This is a genomic window from Salipiger abyssi (genome assembly GCF_017311415.1).
Lineage (GTDB): Bacteria > Pseudomonadota > Alphaproteobacteria > Rhodobacterales > Rhodobacteraceae > Salipiger > Salipiger abyssi_A.
Window position 1 is genome coordinate 101,506 of sequence record NZ_JAEKIS010000011.1, and the last position, 16,200, is coordinate 117,705.

Below are 16,200 nucleotides of genomic sequence, written 5' to 3' on the forward strand. Positions count from 1 at the left end.
TGATGGGCCTGGATACGCCGAACCAAAAGCCGCATGACCGGCTTGCCGCGCTGCTTTCCGAAGATATGGCCAGCGTCAATGCGCTGATCCGCGAGCGCATGGCGTCGAAACACGCGCCGCGCATTCCGGAGGTCACCGCGCATCTGGTGGAGGCCGGCGGCAAGCGCCTGCGCCCGCTGCTGACGCTCGCCTCGGCGCGGATGTGCGGCTATGACGGCCCCTTCCATGTGCATCTGGCGGCGACGGTGGAGTTCATCCACACCGCGACGCTGCTGCATGACGATGTGGTCGACGAAAGCAGCCAGCGGCGCGGGCGGCCCACGGCCAACCTGCTCTGGGACAACAAATCCAGCGTGCTGGTGGGCGATTACCTCTTTGCGCGCGCCTTCCAGCTGATGGTCGAGCCCGGCAATCTGCGGGTGCTCGACATCCTGTCGAACGCCGCCGCCACCATTGCCGAGGGCGAGGTGCTCCAGCTCACCGCCGCGCAGGATCTGCGCACCGGCGAAGACATCTATCTGCAAGTGGTGCGCGGCAAGACGGCGGCGCTGTTCTCTGCCGCGACCGAGGTCGGCGGGGTGATCGCCGGCGTCGAGGAGGCGCATGTGCAGGCGCTCTTCACCTATGGCGACGCGCTCGGGATCGCCTTCCAGATCGCCGACGACCTGCTCGATTACCAGGGCGACAGCGCCGCCACCGGCAAGAATGTCGGCGACGATTTCCGCGAGCGCAAGCTGACCCTGCCGGTGATCAAGGCGGTGGCCGCCGCCGATGAGGAAGAGCGCGCCTTCTGGATGCGGGTCATCGAAAAGGGCGACCAGCAGGAGGGCGATCTGGAGCACGCGCTGGCGCTGCTCGACCGCCACGGCGCGCTGGAAGCCACCCGCGACGACGCGCTCGGCTGGTCGGAAAAGGCCAAGCAGTCCCTGGCGGTGCTGCCCGAGAGCGAGCTGCGCGACCTGCTGATCGAACTGGCGGATTTCGTGGTGGCGCGGCTCTACTGAGCCCGCGGGCGGGCCGCGTCCGAGGCATCGCCCAGCACGCAATCCGCAACCCACCAGTCCGGATGCGCCCGCCGCAGCGCGGCTGCGGCGCTTGCGGCGGCGGCCTGCCCCGGGAACAGCCCGAAACAGGTGGCGCCCGATCCCGACATCCGCGCCAGAGCGCAGCCCGGCAGCGCCGAGAGCGCGCCCAGCACCTCCGTGATCGCCGGCTCCACCGCCCGCGCCGGCGCCTCCAGATCGTTGCGCATTTCCGCAAGGAAGCTCAACAGCGCCTCCGGCTCGGAGAGATCCGGCAGCGGGTTGGGCATCGGCGGGTTGTCGCGGCGCTCCAGCGCACGGAAGATGTCGGGCGTCGCCACCGGACGGCGCGGATTGGCCAGCACCGCGTGCAGTTGCGGCAGCGTCACCGGCTCCAGCCGCTCACCAATGCCGCGCGCCCGCAGCGGGTGACACGCGAGGCACATAGGCACATCCGCACCGAGCCGCAGCGCCGCCTCTGCCTCGGTTGCACCGGGCGCGCGGCCCCGCAGGTGCAGCATCCCGCGCATCGCCGCCGCCGCATCCGCCGAGCCGCCGCCGATCCCGGAGGCTACCGGCAGGGCCTTTTCCAGCACCATCGCCGCGCCCGCCTCGCCGGCCACGCAGGCGGCGGCACGCAGGGCGAGATTGTCCGGCCCCGCAGGCAGGCCCGCCCCTTCCGGGCCGGTCACCTCGAGCGACAGCGCGTCCCCCGCGCTCAGCACCAGCCGGTCGCCGATGGAGGCGAAGCAGACCAGCGAATCCAGCAGGTGATAGCCATCGGCCCGGCGTCCGGTGACATGCAGTGTCAGGTTGATCTTTGCCGGAGCAAAAACCTCAATCGGCGCCATTGGCCACCTTTAGCGGCGGCGCGCCTTCCTCGGCAAGCACCTGGTCAAGCCCGACGCGCAGCTTGTGCCGGATGCGCTCGGGGTCGATCTCGTCAGAGGCATCGCCCCAGTCGACAAAGCTCAAAGCCCGCTTCCACTGGAATTCCGCCTCCAGATCGCGGCCCACAGCCCAGTAGACATCGCCCAAATGGTCGTTGACCACAGGGTCCACCGGCATCAGCTCGGCGGCACGCTCCATATGCACGACCGCCTCCTCGTAGCGGCCCAGCCGGTAGAGCGCCCAGCCCAGGCTATCGACGATATAGCCGCTCTGCGGCTGCGCCGAGACCGCGCGTTCGATCATTTTCAGCGCCTCGTCGAGCTTTTCGTGATGCTCGACCAGCGAATAACCGAGATAGTTCAGCACCTGCGGCTGATCCGGGTTGAGTTCCAGCGCCTCGCGGAAATCGGCCTCGGCGCCGTCCCAGTTCTTCAGCCGCTCCTTGGAGATGCCGCGCGCATAGTAAAGGAACCACTGCGACGGATGCGCGCCGTCGAAGCTCTCCAGCGCCGCGTCATAGGCGGCAACCGCCTCGTCATAGCGTTCTAGCTGCCGCATCATGTCGCCCAGCGCCGACTGCACCGTGGCCTGATCGCCGTGGGTGTCGGCCAGCTGTTCGAGCACCTCGACCGCCGCATCCACCTTGTCGGCCGAACGCAGCGCCTCGGCGCGGCCCAGCTCGGCAGCATGGTAGGACGGGTCGTCGCGCGGCACGCGCTTGTAGGTGGCCACCGCCAGATCGTACTGCCCGAGGCTTTCCAGCAGGCTGGCCGAGAGCAGGATCGCGCCCGCATGATCGGGGCGCAGATACTCGGCGATGCGGGAATAAAGCAGGGTGAAATCGTCGTTGGCCTCGTTGGCCAGAGCGCCGGCCAGCGTATAGAACACCTCGGCGATGCCGTCCTTGGCCGAGGTCACATAGGTGAAGGGCAGGCGTTCGCCATCGTCGAGCGCCTGACGCATCTCCTCAAGGCCGGGATCGCGGGGCTGCGGAAAGCCCTCTTCGATCATCGAGACCGCCTGTTCCTGCCGGTCAAGCTGGCTGAGGATCTCCGAGCGCGCCATGATCGCCCGCCGCGTGAGCTGCATGCTGCCCGCCTGGCGCCCGGCAAAGATCGTCTCGGCGCCCTCGAAATCGCCGACAGAGGCAAGCGCCATCGCCTTGTGATAGGCAGCGAAGGCGGCAAAGCCCTTTTCCTCGCCGACCTTGTCGAAGGCGACCAGCGCCGCGCTCATGTCGCCGCGCCCAAGCTCGGCCCAGGCACCTGCCAGACCGTCAACCAGCGGCCCGATAGCCTTCTTGTCGTCGATCCGCTTCAGCAGCGCTTCATAGTCCTCTCGCTGCGCGAGATCGGCGACCTGCGCCATATGGCCGATCTGGCTCTGGATCCCCTGTTCCGTAAGCCGGTCGGCCAGTTCGACCGCAAGATCGATATCGCCCAGCGAGAGATTGGCGACCGTGGCGCGCTCCATCAGCTCGGGATTGCCCGGATCGAAGGCGATGGCGCGACCGTAATACTCCGCCGCCGCCTTGAAATCGCCGAGGAAGCTCGCCTGCCGTGCGGCGAGATAGCCGCCCGAAAGACTGTTCGCCGCCGCAGGCCCTGCCAGACCCGCCGCGAGCGCCAGTGCGATCCCCGCGCTCCGAAGCCTTCCCAACGCCGTGCCTGCCATGCCGTAGCCTCCTGTTATCATCGGCAAAGCCTATCTTGCCCGGCCTGCCCGCGCAATGCGGCGGCGGATCACGCCTCGGTCAGCGCGGCAGGTTTCTGCGCGCCGCTCCGTCCTGCCCGACATTCGGGCTTGCCCAGCCCGCGCCTTACACAGTATTGGTACGTTATAACATTACATATTGGAGGTGACATGCCCGACAAAGATACCCGCCTGCCGGTCACCGTGCTGTCCGGATTCCTCGGCGCCGGAAAGACCACGCTGCTGAACGAGGTGCTGAACAACCGCGAGGGCCGCCGGGTGGCGGTCATCGTCAACGACATGTCCGAGGTGAATATCGACGCCGATCTCGTGCGCGAGGGCGGCGCCGATCTCAGCCAGACCGAGGAAAAGCTGGTCGAGATGTCCAATGGCTGCATCTGCTGCACCCTGCGCGACGATCTGTTGACCGAGGTCCGGCGCCTCGCCGCGGAAAAGCGTTTCGACTACCTGCTGATCGAATCCACCGGCATCTCCGAGCCGCTGCCGGTGGCCGCCACCTTCGAGTTCCGCGACGAATGGGGCCGTAGCCTCTCGGATGTGGCGCGGCTCGACACGATGGTGACCGTGGTCGACACGGTGAACCTGCTGGAGAACTATTCCAGCCACGATTTCCTCGCGGACCGGGGCGAAAGCCTGGGCGAGGCCGACAACCGCACGCTGGTCGATCTGCTGGTCGACCAGATCGAATTCGCCGATGTGGTGGTGCTCAACAAGATCGCCGATGCCGGGCTCGACCGGCTGAACGCGGCGCGGCTGATCGTGACCGCGCTCAATCCCGACGCGCAAATTGTCGAGACCGATTTCGGCCGCGTGCCGCAGGAGCGGATCTTCGACACCGGGCTGTTCGATTTCGAAACCGCGCATGAGCACCCGCTCTGGGCCAAGGAACTATACGGGTTTGCCGATCACATACCGGAAACCGAGGAATACGGCGTGTCGTCCTTCGTCTACCGGGCGCGGCGGCCCTTCGAGCCGGAGAAGATCCACAAGGTGCTGAACGGCCCCCTGCCCGGCGTGATCCGTGCCAAGGGGCATTTCTGGGTCGCCACACGGCCCGACTGGCTGGCGGAGTTCTCGCTGGCGGGCGCGCTGTCGAGCGTCCGCCCGCTGGGGCAATGGTGGGCCACCGTGCCCGAGGCGCGCCGCCCGCAGCATCCGCAGGCCGTGGCCTATCTGGAACAGCACTGGCAGGAGCCTTTCGGCGACCGCCGGCAGGAACTGGTGTTCATCGGCGCGGGCTTTGACCGCACGGCGATCACCGCCGCGCTGGATGCGGCGCTGGTGCCGGAGGGCAGCGGGTTCGTGCCCGAGGCCTGGGCCACCCTGCCCGATCCCTTCCCCGCATGGCGTCGCGCGGCAGAGGCCGCCTGACGCCATCCTGCCCGGCGGTGCCCCCGCCGCCGGGCGCTTTCCCGCCACTGTCCCGCCCGCGCCGCAAAAACCCCTCTTTTGCAAAAGCCTGTTTTGCCTCTATTTGCGCGGTTATGGACATCGTTCTGATCACCACCATCATTGCCTCGCTGTTCCTTGTGATCGGCCTGGCCGAGCCGCTCGCGGCACGGCTGCGGCTGCCTTACAGCGTGATCCTCGCGGTGCTGGGCATGCTGATCGGCGGCGCCGCGATCTTTTTCCTGCGCACCACCCTCACCGACGCGCTGAACCCGGTGGCCGAGGCGATCCTCGGCCTGCCGATCCGCTCCAACGTGTTCCTCTACGTCTTTCTGCCGACGCTGCTCTTTCAGGCGACGCTCGGCATGGAGATCCGCCGCATGCTAGACGACTGGGTGCCGATCCTGGTGCTGGCGGTGGTCGCGGTGGTGGTCGCCACGCTGAGCGTCGGCTTTGCGCTCTCCTGGACATCGAGCCTGCCGCTGGTGGCCTGCCTTCTGGTGGGCGCCATCGTCTCCACCACCGATCCCTCGGCGGTAATCTCGATCTTCCGCTCGCTCTCGGCGCCACGGCGGCTGGCGCGGATCATCGAGGGCGAGAGCCTGCTGAACGACGCCGCCGCCATCGCGCTGTTCGGCTTCTTCATGGGCTTTGTCATGCTGGGCCTGCCGGACCCGACCTTGCAGGACGCGCTCACCCGCTTTCCGCTGCTGATCCTCGGCGGCGCGCTCACCGGCTGGCTCATCGCGCGCGCCGCGATCCGGGTGATGGGGCTGATCCCGCGCTACGAGCTGGCGCAGCATTCGATCTCGGTCGCGCTGCCCTACCTCGCCTATATCGTCGCCGAGCAGAGCGTCGGCGCCTCCGGGGTGATCGCGGTGGTGGCCGCCGGGCTGACGCTGAACCTCGTCGGGCCCGGGCGCCTGCCGCCGCAGGCCTGGACCAACCTGCGCGAGATCTGGGATCTGCTGGCGCATTGGGCCGGGGCGCTGATCTTTATCCTCGCCGCCCTGCTGATCCCCCGGCTGCTCGAAGAGTTCCGGCTGAGCGACGCGGTGCTGATCGGCGTGGTGGTACTTGCGGCCATCGTGGCGCGGGCCGCGATCCTCTTCGGCGTGCTGCCGCTGCTCACCGCGCTGCGCCTGTCGCCCACGGTCGAGCGCCCCTATCGCGCGGCGATCCTCTGGGGCGGGCTGCGCGGCGCCGTCACCCTGGCGCTGGCGCTGGCGGTCACCGAAAGCTTCCGCGTGCCGCTGGAGGTCAAGCGGCTGGTGGGCATCCTCGCCACCGGCTTCACCCTCTTCACGCTGATCGTGCAGGGCACGACGCTGCGCTGGGTGATCCGCAAGCTGGGGCTCGACCAGCTCTCGCCCATCGACCAGGCGCTGTCGCGGCAGGTGGTGGCGGTGGCGCTGCAAACCGTGCGCGAGGATGTCGCCCGCACCACGACGAATTACGAGCTCAACCGCGATATCGTGCGCGGCGAGGCCAAGCGCTTTGGCGACCGGCTCGACGAGGCGGTGCGTGAGGCCGAGGAAACCACCGAGATCCTCGATCGCGACCGCATCACCCTCGGGCTGATCGCGCTGGCGGGCGCCGAGCGCGACACGATCATCGCCCGGGTGCGCGACCATTCGGTCTCGTCCCGGCTGGCCGAACAGCTGCTCTCGGATGCCGACCGGCTGATCGAGGCCACGCATTCCTCCGGGCGCACCGGCTATCGCCGCGCGGCGCGGCGCACCGTCGCCTATGGGCGCGGCTTCCGGCTCGCCGCCGGGCTGCACAACCGTTTCGGCCTGTCCGGCCCGCTGACCCGGCTCACCGCCGACCGTTTCGAGCAGCTTTTGTCGCAGCGGCTGATCCTGCGCGATCTCGACGGGTTCATCCATGGCCGCATCCGCCGTATCCACGGCCGCCGGGTCTCTGAACTGCTGACCGAATTGCTGACCCAGCGCATGAAGGCGCTGTCCCGGGCGCTGGACGGGCTGCGGCTGCAATATCCCGGCTATGCCGAAGAGCTGGAGCGCCGCTTCATCCGCCGCACAGCACTGCGGCTGGAAGAGCGCGAATACGCCTCCATGCGCGAGGACGGGCTGATCGGCGACGAGCTGCACACCGCGCTCATGCAGGAGATCGCCGAGCGCCGCGCCGCCGCCGAGGAACGCCCCAGGCTCGATCTTGCGCTGCAACGTACCGAGCTGGTGCGTCAGTTCCCGCTCTTCGCCGGGCTGGACGATGCCGCAATCCGGCGCCTCGCCCAGGCGCTCTCGACGCGCTACGCCAATGCCGGTGAGGTGGTCATGGCCAAGGACAGCCCGCCGCGCAGCGTCTGTTTCATCGCCACCGGCGCGGTGGAGCTGGAGAATGCCGGTCAGGTCTGGCGGCTGGGGCGCGGCGAGATGTTCGGCCAGATGGCGATCCTGACGCGCAAGCCGCGCCGGGTAGAGGCACGCGCCATCGCCCCCAGCACATTGCTTATCCTCGACGAGGCGCGGTTCCGGCGCCTGCTCAAGCGCAGCAACCGGCTGCGCGCAGCCGTCCGAGCCAGCGCAGAGAAACGCGGCATCGACCCGGATACGATCCTGACGGCCTGAGGCCGCCGGGTAGCGCCGAGAAGAGAACGCCCAGGCTCAGCCCTCCGGCAGCAACACCGCCTCGATGCGGCGATTCTCGTCGCGGCCCTGCTGCGTGAGATTGCTCGCCACCGGCGCCAGATACCCCGCCCCTTCGGCGCCAAGCTGCCCCTCGGACACGCCACGCTCGTTCAGATAGGCCACCGCCGCCGCCGCGCGCTGGCGTGACAGCGCGGTGTTGCCCGCAAGCGAGCCCACAGCATCAGTATGCCCGACCAGAAGCACCCGACGCCCGGGATTGTCGCGCAGATATTCCGCCAGCGCGTCGAGCGAGGCCAGCGCGCCGCCCCCGAGCGACGCGGAACCGCTCTCGAACCTCAGATCGCGCAGGATCACATGACCCTGTCTCTCCAGCCGCGCGGCGATCTCTGCGACCGGCTCGGGCGCCGCAATCGGCGCCACAATCTCCTCCGCGGGCAAGGCAACACCCGCCCGAATGACCTGCACATAGCCCGCGGCGTTCGAGCGGCTGACCAGCAGCGTCAGGTAATCGCCCTCCAGCCCGCGCGCCGCGAGAAAACGGAAGGAGGTCAGGTCGACATACATCTCGGGCGCCGGCATCACCTCGGTGCCGAACCGGAAGTCGAACCCACCGCAGCGCGCCGAGGCGCAGTCGAACAGGATTTCGTACCCGGCCTCCGTGACCTGCGCGCGCAACGGCGCCAGAATCTGCAACGTGGTGAGGTCGGAGGCGTCGATCCGCCAGGCCTGCCGCGCGATACGGCCCTCGGCGCGGGTAACCGGCACGCCGGTCTCCTCTCGCCACGGCCCCAGCGGCACCGCATAGCTGCCCGGATCGGTCACCGTCTCGGCCATCAGCCGCGTGCCCGAGGGCAACGCCAGCTCCAGAGCCTGTACGGGGGCCGCGAGGCAGAACAGCAGCGACGCTTTAGCGAGACTGCGCGTGATATTCGTCATTCGGCCGCATATCGGTGGCGCTGGCCACCCGGTTGGTCATATTGAAGAAGGCCGCGACATTGGCGATGTCCCAGATGTCACGATCCGAAAACCCCGCATCGCGCAGCGCCTCGCGGTCGTATTCCGCGATCTCGGCGCTGGATTTGGTCATCTTCTCTGCAAAGCTCAGCATGGCGCGCTGGCGATAGGGCAGATCGGCCACGCGCCAGTTCATCACCAGCATCTCGCCGAGCTTCGGATCGCCCGACAGCGCTCGCACCGCCGCGCCATGGGCGGTCAGGCAGTAAAAGCATTTGTTGATGGACGAGACCACCACCGCGATCATCTCGCGTTCCAGCTTGCTCAGCCCCGACTCCGCCAGCATCAGCTCGTTATAGAGCCCGGTAAAGGCGTTCAGCTTGGCGATGTCGAAGGCATGCGCCTTGAGCACGTTCGGCACCATTCCCAGCTTCTCGTCGCAGATGTCGAAATATTTCTGCGTCTCGGGCGGCAACGGCTCCACCATGGGCAGGTTGAGCGCGGTGGGCAGATCCTTGGTCATGTCAGGCCTTCGGGTTTGATACGGTAATGGTACTGTCCCACGAGCGTGAACCCAAGGGAAGCGTAGAGACCGTTGGCCGGGGCGTTGTCCTGAAGGCAGAGCACCGACATCCACTCCGCCCCCTGCTCCTGCGCCCAGACCCCGGCGCAGCGCATCATCCACTTGCCGAGCCCCCGGCCGCGATGCGGCGCGCGGATTTCCAAAGCATGCACCATGGCGATGCCGTCATGAATGGCGCAAAAGCCGGTGCCCGCCGGGTGGTCGGATTCGCGCCCGAAGATTCCGGTCTTGGGGCCTTTCACCCGCTCCATCACACGCTGGCGGGCCTCGCCGATCCCGGCCTCCTCCCAGATCTCGCGCATGATCGCCAGCGGCTCCCAGACCGCAAAGGCGGTCACCCGCGGCAGTTTGCGATCAGTCAGGCCGCTGACGGGGATGCGCCAGAGATTGACCGGATCGATTTTGTCGTAACCCGCCGCAGCCAGCGCCGCGTCGAGCCGATCCTCGCCGTCGCGGATCATGAAGAGCGGATCCTGCCCCAGCATCTGCATGGCCTTCTCGGCGGCGGGCAGATCGTCCGTCGTCCAGACGCGTTCGGCGCTGGCGCAAGAGACGCGCTTGCCGCCGCCATTGCCCTCGCGCAGGCACCAGGGGCCGGCGTCGATGCGGCGCGCGGCGGGCCATGTGCCGTCGATGACGTCGTAGAGCTCGGGCAGGCCGGGGCTCATCCGGGGAACATTTCGCAAAGCCGGGTCATCGCCGCGTCGACCCGCGCGCCGTCCTGGCCGCGAATGACAATATTGGCACCATAGACGCCGTTGCGCTGATAGGGGTAGGAGCCGATGGAGAGATCGCTGAACTCGCCCGCGAGCTCCGCCAGCGGCCCGGCGATCTCGCCCTCGCCGCGCTCGATCCGCAGGTTCTGCGACAAGAGCGGCGCACCGCCGGTGAGTGTGGGCAACACGCTGGCCACCATCGCCTCGAACACCGCCGGCACGCCGGCCATGACATGCACGTTCTTCATGGTGAAACCGGGCGCGATGGAGACCGGATTCTCGATCAGCGTGGCACCGTCGGGGATGCGCGCCATGCGCTTGCGGGCGTCGTTGAACTCGACGCCCTGACGGTCGTAATGCGCCTGAAGCAGCGCCCGGGCGTCGTCGCGCACGTCGATATGGGCGCCAAAGGCGGCGGCGACGCAATCGGCGGTGATATCGTCATGGGTCGGGCCGATACCGCCGGAGGTGAAGACATGGGTATAGGCCGCGCTGAGCGCAGTGACCGCGCCGACGATGGCCTCGCGGTCGTCGGAGACCACGCGCACCTCGCCCAGATCGATCCCCACCTTGGTCAGCGCGCGCGCGAGGTGATGCATATTGGAGTCGCGGGTGCGCCCCGAGAGGATTTCGTCGCCGATCACGATCATCGCGGCGGTGGGATTGGTCATGTCTTGGCTCTCCTTGGCGCGGCTCTCGCAATGGTATAGGCCCGCGTTCATGCGCTTTCAAACCCCTCTGATCCCTGCCACGCTGCTCCGCCGCTACAAGCGCTTCCTCGCCGATGCGCGGCTGGCGGACGGGCGCGAGATCACCGCGCATGTGGCCAACCCCGGCAGCATGCTGGGGCTGAAGGATCCGGGGCTGAAGATCTGGCTCGAGCCCAATGACGACCCCAAGCGCAAGCTGAAATACGCCTGGCGGCTGGTCGAGCATGATACGGGCGCCTTTACCGGGGTCGATACCGGCGTGCCCAACCGCATGCTGCGCACGGCGCTGGAGGCGGGGGCGGTGCCGGGGCTGGAGAGCTATGCGACCGTGCGCCCCGAGGTGAAATACGGCGAGAAGAGCCGCATCGACTTCCTGCTCTCGGGCGAGGGCCGGCCAGATGCTTATGTCGAGGTGAAATCGGTGACCTTGTCGCGTCAGCCCGGTCTGGCGGAATTTCCCGACAGCGTCACTGCGCGCGGTGCGAAACATCTGGCCGAGCTCTCGGCCATGGTGCGCGCCGGGCACCGCGCGGTGATGCTCTATCTGGTGCAGCGCACCGATTGCTCCGAGGTGACGCTGGCCGCCGATCTCGACCCGGCCTATGCGCGCGCCTTCGCCGCCGCCACGGATGAGGGCGTCGAGGTGCTGGCCTTCGGTTGCGCGATCTCTCCCGAAGGCATCACGCTCGGGGGCGCCCTGCCGTTCCGCGCCCCCTGAGCCTTTCATCTTTCTTTCAAATACTCCCCGCGACGCAGGGCGCCCGCGCCGCGTCCGGAGGCTTACGCGCTTTCGACGGCGCTGCCCTTCTCGACCATAAGCGTGCGCGTCGGGAACGGGATCGGCACGCCGGCGGCATCCAGCGCCTCTTTCACCTTGCGGGTCATATCCGCCTGGAACTGGAAGAAATCGGCGCTGTCGACCCAGACCCGGACGAGGAAATCGACGGAGCTGTCGCCCAGATTGGTGACCTGGATGAACGGTTCGGGATCGGTCTTGGCGCGCGGATCGGACAGGATCGTGTCGCGGATCACCTCTTCGGCCTGTTTCAGATTGGCGCCGTAGCCGACACCGAAACTCCATTCCGCGCGGCGGGTTTTGTAGACCGAGAAATTCTCGATCACATTGCCCCAGACCTGCGAATTGGGAATGATGATCTGGGTATTGCCCAGCGAGGCGAGCTCGATCGTGTTGAGCGTGATGTCCTTGACGGTGCCCATCTCGCCCGCGACCTCGATGAAATCGCCCATCTTGATCGGGCGGAAGATCACGATCATCACGCCGGCGGCAAGGTTCGACAGCGTGCCCTGCAAGGCGAGACCGATGGCGAGGCCCGCGGCACCGATGGCGGCAACGATGGAAGTGGTCTGCACGCCGAAACTGTTCAGCACGAAGAGCGCGGTAAAGAGCAGCACCGTGTAGCGCGCCAGATTGCCGAGGAAGTGAAACAGCGTCTCGTCCAGCCTGGCGCTGCGTTTGGCAATGGCGACGATGCGCCGCTTGACCCAGCCGGCAAGGAAAAAGCCGACGATCAGCAGCAATACGGCGGCGACCACATTGCCCAGAAGCTGAGCGAGGAATTCAAGCGTCAGCAGGTCCGACACCGATTTCCCGTCGTAGATTTGCATGTCCAGGAGATTGCGCAGCGTTTCCATATGTCCTCTCTCTCGTTCTGATATCGCCTTATGTGCTGCTGCGGGTGCGAGAGGCAACGCTTCCGTCGCAGGAAAGCCTCTGGACACTGCCTCTGGCATTGCCGGGCAAGACGCATTAAATGGGAAGCATTCACGCAGAACGGAGCGCGCAGCCTTGAGACATGACACCGGCGGCCGCCTCACCCGGGACGGTATCCGCATCCACGACACCGCCGATTTCGCCGGCATGCACAAGGCCGGCGCCGTTGCCGCGCGCATCCTCGACGAGGTGGCGCCGCATGTCTATCCCGGCCAGACCACCGCCGGGCTGGAGGCGTTCATTCGCGGTGCGGTCGAAGAGTCCGGGGCGACCTCGGCCACCATCGGCTACAAGGGCTATCAGCACGCCAGCTGCATTTCGGTGAACCATGTGGTCTGCCACGGCATTCCGGGCAACAAGATCCCGAAATGGAAGAACGACACCCATGCGCGCAGCGATGACAGCCTGATCGACGGCGATATCCTGAATATCGACGTGACGGTGATCGTCGATGGCTGGTTCGGCGATACCAGCCGCATGTATGTGGCGGGCGAGCCGAAACCCTATGCGCAGCGGCTGATGCAGGTCACCCATGACGCGCTGATGATCGGTATCGAGGCGGTGAAGCCGGGCAATACGTTCGGCGATATCGGCCATGCGATCCAGAGCTATGTGGAAGGCAACCGCATGTCGGTGGTGCGCGATTTCTGCGGCCACGGGCTGGGGCGGGTGTTCCACGCGCCGCCAAACGTGCTGCATTACGGTCGTGCCGGCAGCGGGCCGCGGCTCGAGGAAGGCATGTTCTTCACCATCGAGCCGATGGTGAATCTGGGCCGGCCCGAAACCAAGGTGCTGAAGGACGAGTGGACGGCGATCACCCGCGACAAGTCGCTCTCGGCACAGTTCGAACATTCGGTCGGCGTGACCGCGGACGGGGTGGAGATCTTTACCCTGTCGCCGGCGGGCACATTCCACCCGACCTGGGAAAGCTGACGCGAAGACGCCCGCCAGGGCGGAGGAGCGGCTCCTCGCGCCCTTGCGGTCGCTCCTCGCCTCAGTCCCACTTCCAGAGCGCCGGCACGAAGCGGTAGGCCTCGCCATCCTTCATCACATGACCCAGGCCCGGAAACGGGAAGTGATAGCCCAGCACCGCCATGCGGTCGGCCACCGCCATGTCGAGCAAGCGCTTGCGCGTCGCCACCGTCACGTCGCCATCCATATCGAAGTTGTTATACCAGCCGGGATGGGCGAAATTCGTATAGATATGGCTCATCGCATCGCCGGTGGCGAGCAGCTGCTGCCCGCCCGACTCCACGATCACGCTCATATGCCCGGGCGTATGGCCCGGCGTGTCGATCACCCGGATCCCCGGCGCCACCTCCTGCCCATCCGAGAGCAATTCCCACTCGGCGCCATCCACCGCGATGGAATTCTGCGCCCCCACCACGAATTGCTGCATCTCCGCCGGGACCGAGCTTGCCAGCCCGTCCTGCATCCAGAAATCGCGCTCGGCCCGACCGATGAAATAGGCCGCATCCGGCAGAATCGCCTCGTCGAAATCGTCGCGGATGCCCCAGATGTGATCCGGATGCGCATGGGTGATCACCACATGGGTGATGGTGGACGGATCCACCCCCGCCGCGTCGAGATTGCGCATCAGCCGCCCGGCGGTGTCGAGGAACCGGTTGCCCGAGCCGACATCGACCAGAACCTTCGCCGCGCCCAGCTCCACCAGCAGATGGTTGGTGTGGGAGTAATTGGTCTCGATCGAGAGGTAATAGCTTTCCAGAAACGCCTTCACCTCCTCCGGATCGGCATTCACCCCCAGCCCGTTCGCGGCGAGTTGCAGCGAGCCGTCGGAAATCACCGTGAGCTTCGCCTCGCCCAGCGTGAAGGCGAAATGCGACGGGTTGGCCATTGCCGGCGCGCCCAGCTCGGCGCGGCCCATGGCGGGCAGCGTCAGCGCAGGCGCGCTGGCGGCCATGGCAAGGATGTCGCGGCGCGAGGGCCTGAAGAGTGTCATGCGGAGCCTCCCTATATTCGCAAATATGAGCATATGTGAATAGGATACCCGAGACACCCCCGATTACCAGTGCCAAGGCACCGCCGGGGGCTCAGTCGGCGCGCAGTACCGTCACATGGGTGTCGCCATATCGGCGGGTGTCGAGCAGGGAAAATCCCTCCGGCGCCAGCTGCGGCGCATTTTCTTCCCAGACCACCAGCGCCTCCGGCGCGATCCACCCGCCGGTCCGAGCGGCGCCCAGAGCGGCGGCGCCCAGCGCCTTGCCATAGGGCGGGTCCAGAAACACCAGATCGCAGGCGGTTTCCGCCGGCGGCAGGCGTGTGGCGTCGCGCGCGATCACCCGCGCCCGGTCGCCACAACCCAGCAGGCGGATATTGTCGCGCAGCAGCGTCTGCGCCCGGCGCCCGTCATCGACAAAGACGCAATCCGCCGCCCCACGCGACAGCGCCTCCAGCCCCAGCGCCCCGGTGCCGGCAAAGAGATCCAGCACATGCGCGCCGCCGAAAGGCTCGCCGAACCGCCCGCCCGCCAGCATGTTGAACAGGCTTTCGCGCACCCGGTCGGTGGTCGGGCGCAGATGCGCGCGGGGATCGCCCTTGCCGACCGCGGTCAGCGCCCGTCCGCGCCACTCTCCGGCAATAATCCTCATGCTGTCAGCAGCGTTTTCAGTTCGGTGCCCGGATCGGCCACCGCATCGGGGTCGGGCGACTTGCCCGCTTCGATCAGCCGTTTGCCGACCATATAGGCGCGCGGGTCGTTCATCGCGTCGAGCGCCAGCAGCGTCTCGCCGGCGTAATACCAATGCGATACCGCCGCCCCGCTCTTGCGCACCACCACGCGGTCATAGCCGGTGTTGAGCCCGGCGATCTGAAGCTTCACATCGTATTGATCGGACCAGAACCAGGGCTTGGGCACATACGCTTTACCCGCGCCCAGGATATTGTCGGCCACCGCCTCGGCCATGTCGATGGCGTTGCCGACGCTCTCCAGACGGAGCTGCGCATCGCCCTGCGGAAACGAGGCGCAATCGCCCGCCGCCCAGACACGCGGCGCCGAGGTGCGGCCCATCGCATCGGTGCGGATGCCGTTCTCGATGGCGATGCCGGCGGCTTCGGCCAGCGCGGTCTCGGGCAGGATGCCGACACCGGCAATGACGAAATCCACCGCGAGGCTGCGCCCGTCGGTCAGCTCGGCGCCGGTCACATGGCCCTCGCTGCCGGTCAGACGGCCGAGCCCGACCCCTTCGAGGATCTCGACGCCGCGCGCGCTGTGCAGGGCGCGGAAATAGTCCGCCGTCTCCGGGGCGGCGACACGCTGAAGAATGCGGTCGGCCATTTCGACCAGCGTGACCTTGAGCCCCAGCTTGCAGGCGACCGCCGCCGCCTCCAGCCCGATATAGCCGCCGCCAACGATCAGCACGCGGGCGCCCTTGGCAAAGCGCGCGCGCATGGCATCGACATCGGCGATGCCGCGCACCGCAAAGACGCCGTCGAGATCGCCGCCGATGGCCGCCGGCAGGCGGCGCGGCGCCGAGCCGGTGCAGAAGACCAGATCGTCATAGGAAAGCTCGCGCCCGCCGGCGATGACATGCCGCGCCTCTGTGTCCACGGCAATCGCCGGCTCGCCCAGCATCAGGGTGATGTTCTGCTCGTCGTAAAAGGCGGGCGGGCGCAGAAACAGCCGCTCCTTCTCCATCTCGCCCAGCAGATAGGCCTTGGAGAGCGGCGGGCGCTGATAGGGCGGCACCGGTTCCGCGCCGATCAGCGTGATCGCGCCGTCAAAGCCTTTTGCCCGCAGCCTCGCCACCAGCGAAGCGGCGGCCTGCCCACCACCGATCGCCACAACATCGCCCATCCCTGGCTCCCTTATTTTTCCTTGGTCTTGTTTGCGCGCAGCCTATATCCCGGTGCGT

General features: G+C 67.2%; 15 protein-coding genes. 5 read left to right on the forward strand and 10 right to left on the reverse strand.

The features are described from left to right. Positions 1–2 precede the first annotated feature (2 nt). Positions 3–1,004 carry a polyprenyl synthetase family protein gene (locus tag I6N89_RS15870; RefSeq protein WP_207019393.1) on the forward strand — a complete coding sequence of 334 codons (1,002 nt, stop codon included), beginning with the start codon at positions 3–5 and terminating at the stop codon, positions 1,002–1,004. Here the strand turns inward: I6N89_RS15870 and I6N89_RS15875 are convergent. Then, complete coding sequence (locus tag I6N89_RS15875; protein ID WP_207019394.1) at positions 998–1,873, reverse strand: 4-(cytidine 5'-diphospho)-2-C-methyl-D-erythritol kinase; 876 nt, start codon at positions 1,871–1,873, stop codon at positions 998–1,000. The genes I6N89_RS15870 and I6N89_RS15875 overlap by 7 nt on opposite strands. Continuing rightward, positions 1,860–3,587 (reverse strand): tetratricopeptide repeat protein, encoded by a 1,728-nt coding sequence (locus I6N89_RS15880; protein WP_207019395.1) that lies wholly within the window; start codon positions 3,585–3,587, stop codon positions 1,860–1,862. The genes I6N89_RS15875 and I6N89_RS15880 overlap by 14 nt, the downstream gene beginning before the upstream one ends. A gap of 189 nt (positions 3,588–3,776) precedes the next feature. Here I6N89_RS15880 and I6N89_RS15885 point away from each other — a divergent pair, with 189 nt between their 5' ends. Beyond that, on the forward strand, positions 3,777–4,997 hold the full coding sequence (locus tag I6N89_RS15885; RefSeq protein ID WP_207019396.1) for a GTP-binding protein: 1,221 nt from the start codon (positions 3,777–3,779) through the stop codon (positions 4,995–4,997). A gap of 113 nt (positions 4,998–5,110) precedes the next feature. Continuing rightward, positions 5,111–7,609, forward strand: a complete 2,499-nt coding sequence (locus I6N89_RS15890; protein WP_207019397.1) for a cation:proton antiporter — start codon at positions 5,111–5,113, stop codon at positions 7,607–7,609. A gap of 36 nt (positions 7,610–7,645) precedes the next feature. Here the strand turns inward: I6N89_RS15890 and I6N89_RS15895 are convergent, their stop codons facing one another. The 4 genes from I6N89_RS15895 to I6N89_RS15910 are packed head-to-tail and all read right to left on the reverse strand — an operon-like array spanning position 7,646 to position 10,554. After that, positions 7,646–8,566, reverse strand: coding sequence for an OmpA family protein (locus I6N89_RS15895; RefSeq protein ID WP_207019398.1), 921 nt, complete (start codon positions 8,564–8,566; stop codon positions 7,646–7,648). Next, positions 8,538–9,107: a peroxidase-related enzyme gene (locus I6N89_RS15900; RefSeq protein ID WP_207019399.1), complete on the reverse strand. Its 570-nt coding sequence runs from the start codon at positions 9,105–9,107 to the stop codon at positions 8,538–8,540. The genes I6N89_RS15895 and I6N89_RS15900 overlap by 29 nt, the downstream gene beginning before the upstream one ends. Next, positions 9,104–9,835 (reverse strand): GNAT family N-acetyltransferase, encoded by a 732-nt coding sequence (locus I6N89_RS15905; protein WP_207019400.1) that lies wholly within the window; start codon positions 9,833–9,835, stop codon positions 9,104–9,106. Before I6N89_RS15905 ends, I6N89_RS15900 begins: the two co-directional genes overlap by 4 nt. After that, entirely contained in the window at positions 9,832–10,554 is a 723-nt protein-coding gene (locus tag I6N89_RS15910) for a competence/damage-inducible protein A (RefSeq protein WP_207019401.1), read from the reverse strand. Before I6N89_RS15910 ends, I6N89_RS15905 begins: the two co-directional genes overlap by 4 nt. Positions 10,555–10,603: 49 nt before the next feature. Here I6N89_RS15910 and sfsA point away from each other — a divergent pair, with 49 nt between their 5' ends. Continuing rightward, entirely contained in the window at positions 10,604–11,311 is a 708-nt protein-coding gene (gene sfsA / locus I6N89_RS15915; RefSeq protein ID WP_207019402.1) for a DNA/RNA nuclease SfsA, read from the forward strand. Positions 11,312–11,373: 62 nt separating this feature from the next. On the opposite strand, the gene I6N89_RS15920 is transcribed toward sfsA, so the two are convergent. Continuing rightward, the gene (locus tag I6N89_RS15920; protein WP_207019403.1) at positions 11,374–12,246 is read right to left on the reverse strand and encodes a mechanosensitive ion channel family protein; all 873 of its coding nucleotides are present in this window, start codon (positions 12,244–12,246) and stop codon (positions 11,374–11,376) included. A gap of 154 nt (positions 12,247–12,400) precedes the next feature. On the opposite strand from I6N89_RS15920, the gene map reads away from it, so the two are divergent. Beyond that, on the forward strand, positions 12,401–13,258 hold the full coding sequence (gene map, locus I6N89_RS15925) for a type I methionyl aminopeptidase (RefSeq protein WP_207019404.1): 858 nt from the start codon (positions 12,401–12,403) through the stop codon (positions 13,256–13,258). A gap of 61 nt (positions 13,259–13,319) precedes the next feature. Here map and I6N89_RS15930 read toward each other — a convergent pair whose 3' ends face one another. The 3 genes from I6N89_RS15930 to I6N89_RS15940 all read right to left on the reverse strand — a co-directional run bounded on the left by I6N89_RS15930 (position 13,320) and on the right by I6N89_RS15940 (position 16,142). Then, entirely contained in the window at positions 13,320–14,288 is a 969-nt protein-coding gene (locus tag I6N89_RS15930) for an MBL fold metallo-hydrolase (RefSeq protein ID WP_207019405.1), read from the reverse strand. Between the two features lie 91 nt (positions 14,289–14,379). After that, positions 14,380–14,937 carry a 16S rRNA (guanine(966)-N(2))-methyltransferase RsmD gene (rsmD, locus tag I6N89_RS15935; RefSeq protein WP_207019406.1) on the reverse strand — a complete coding sequence of 186 codons (558 nt, stop codon included), beginning with the start codon at positions 14,935–14,937 and terminating at the stop codon, positions 14,380–14,382. After that, positions 14,934–16,142, reverse strand: a complete 1,209-nt coding sequence (locus I6N89_RS15940; protein ID WP_207019407.1) for an NAD(P)/FAD-dependent oxidoreductase — start codon at positions 16,140–16,142, stop codon at positions 14,934–14,936. Before I6N89_RS15940 ends, rsmD begins: the two co-directional genes overlap by 4 nt. Positions 16,143–16,200: the final 58 nt, after the last annotated feature.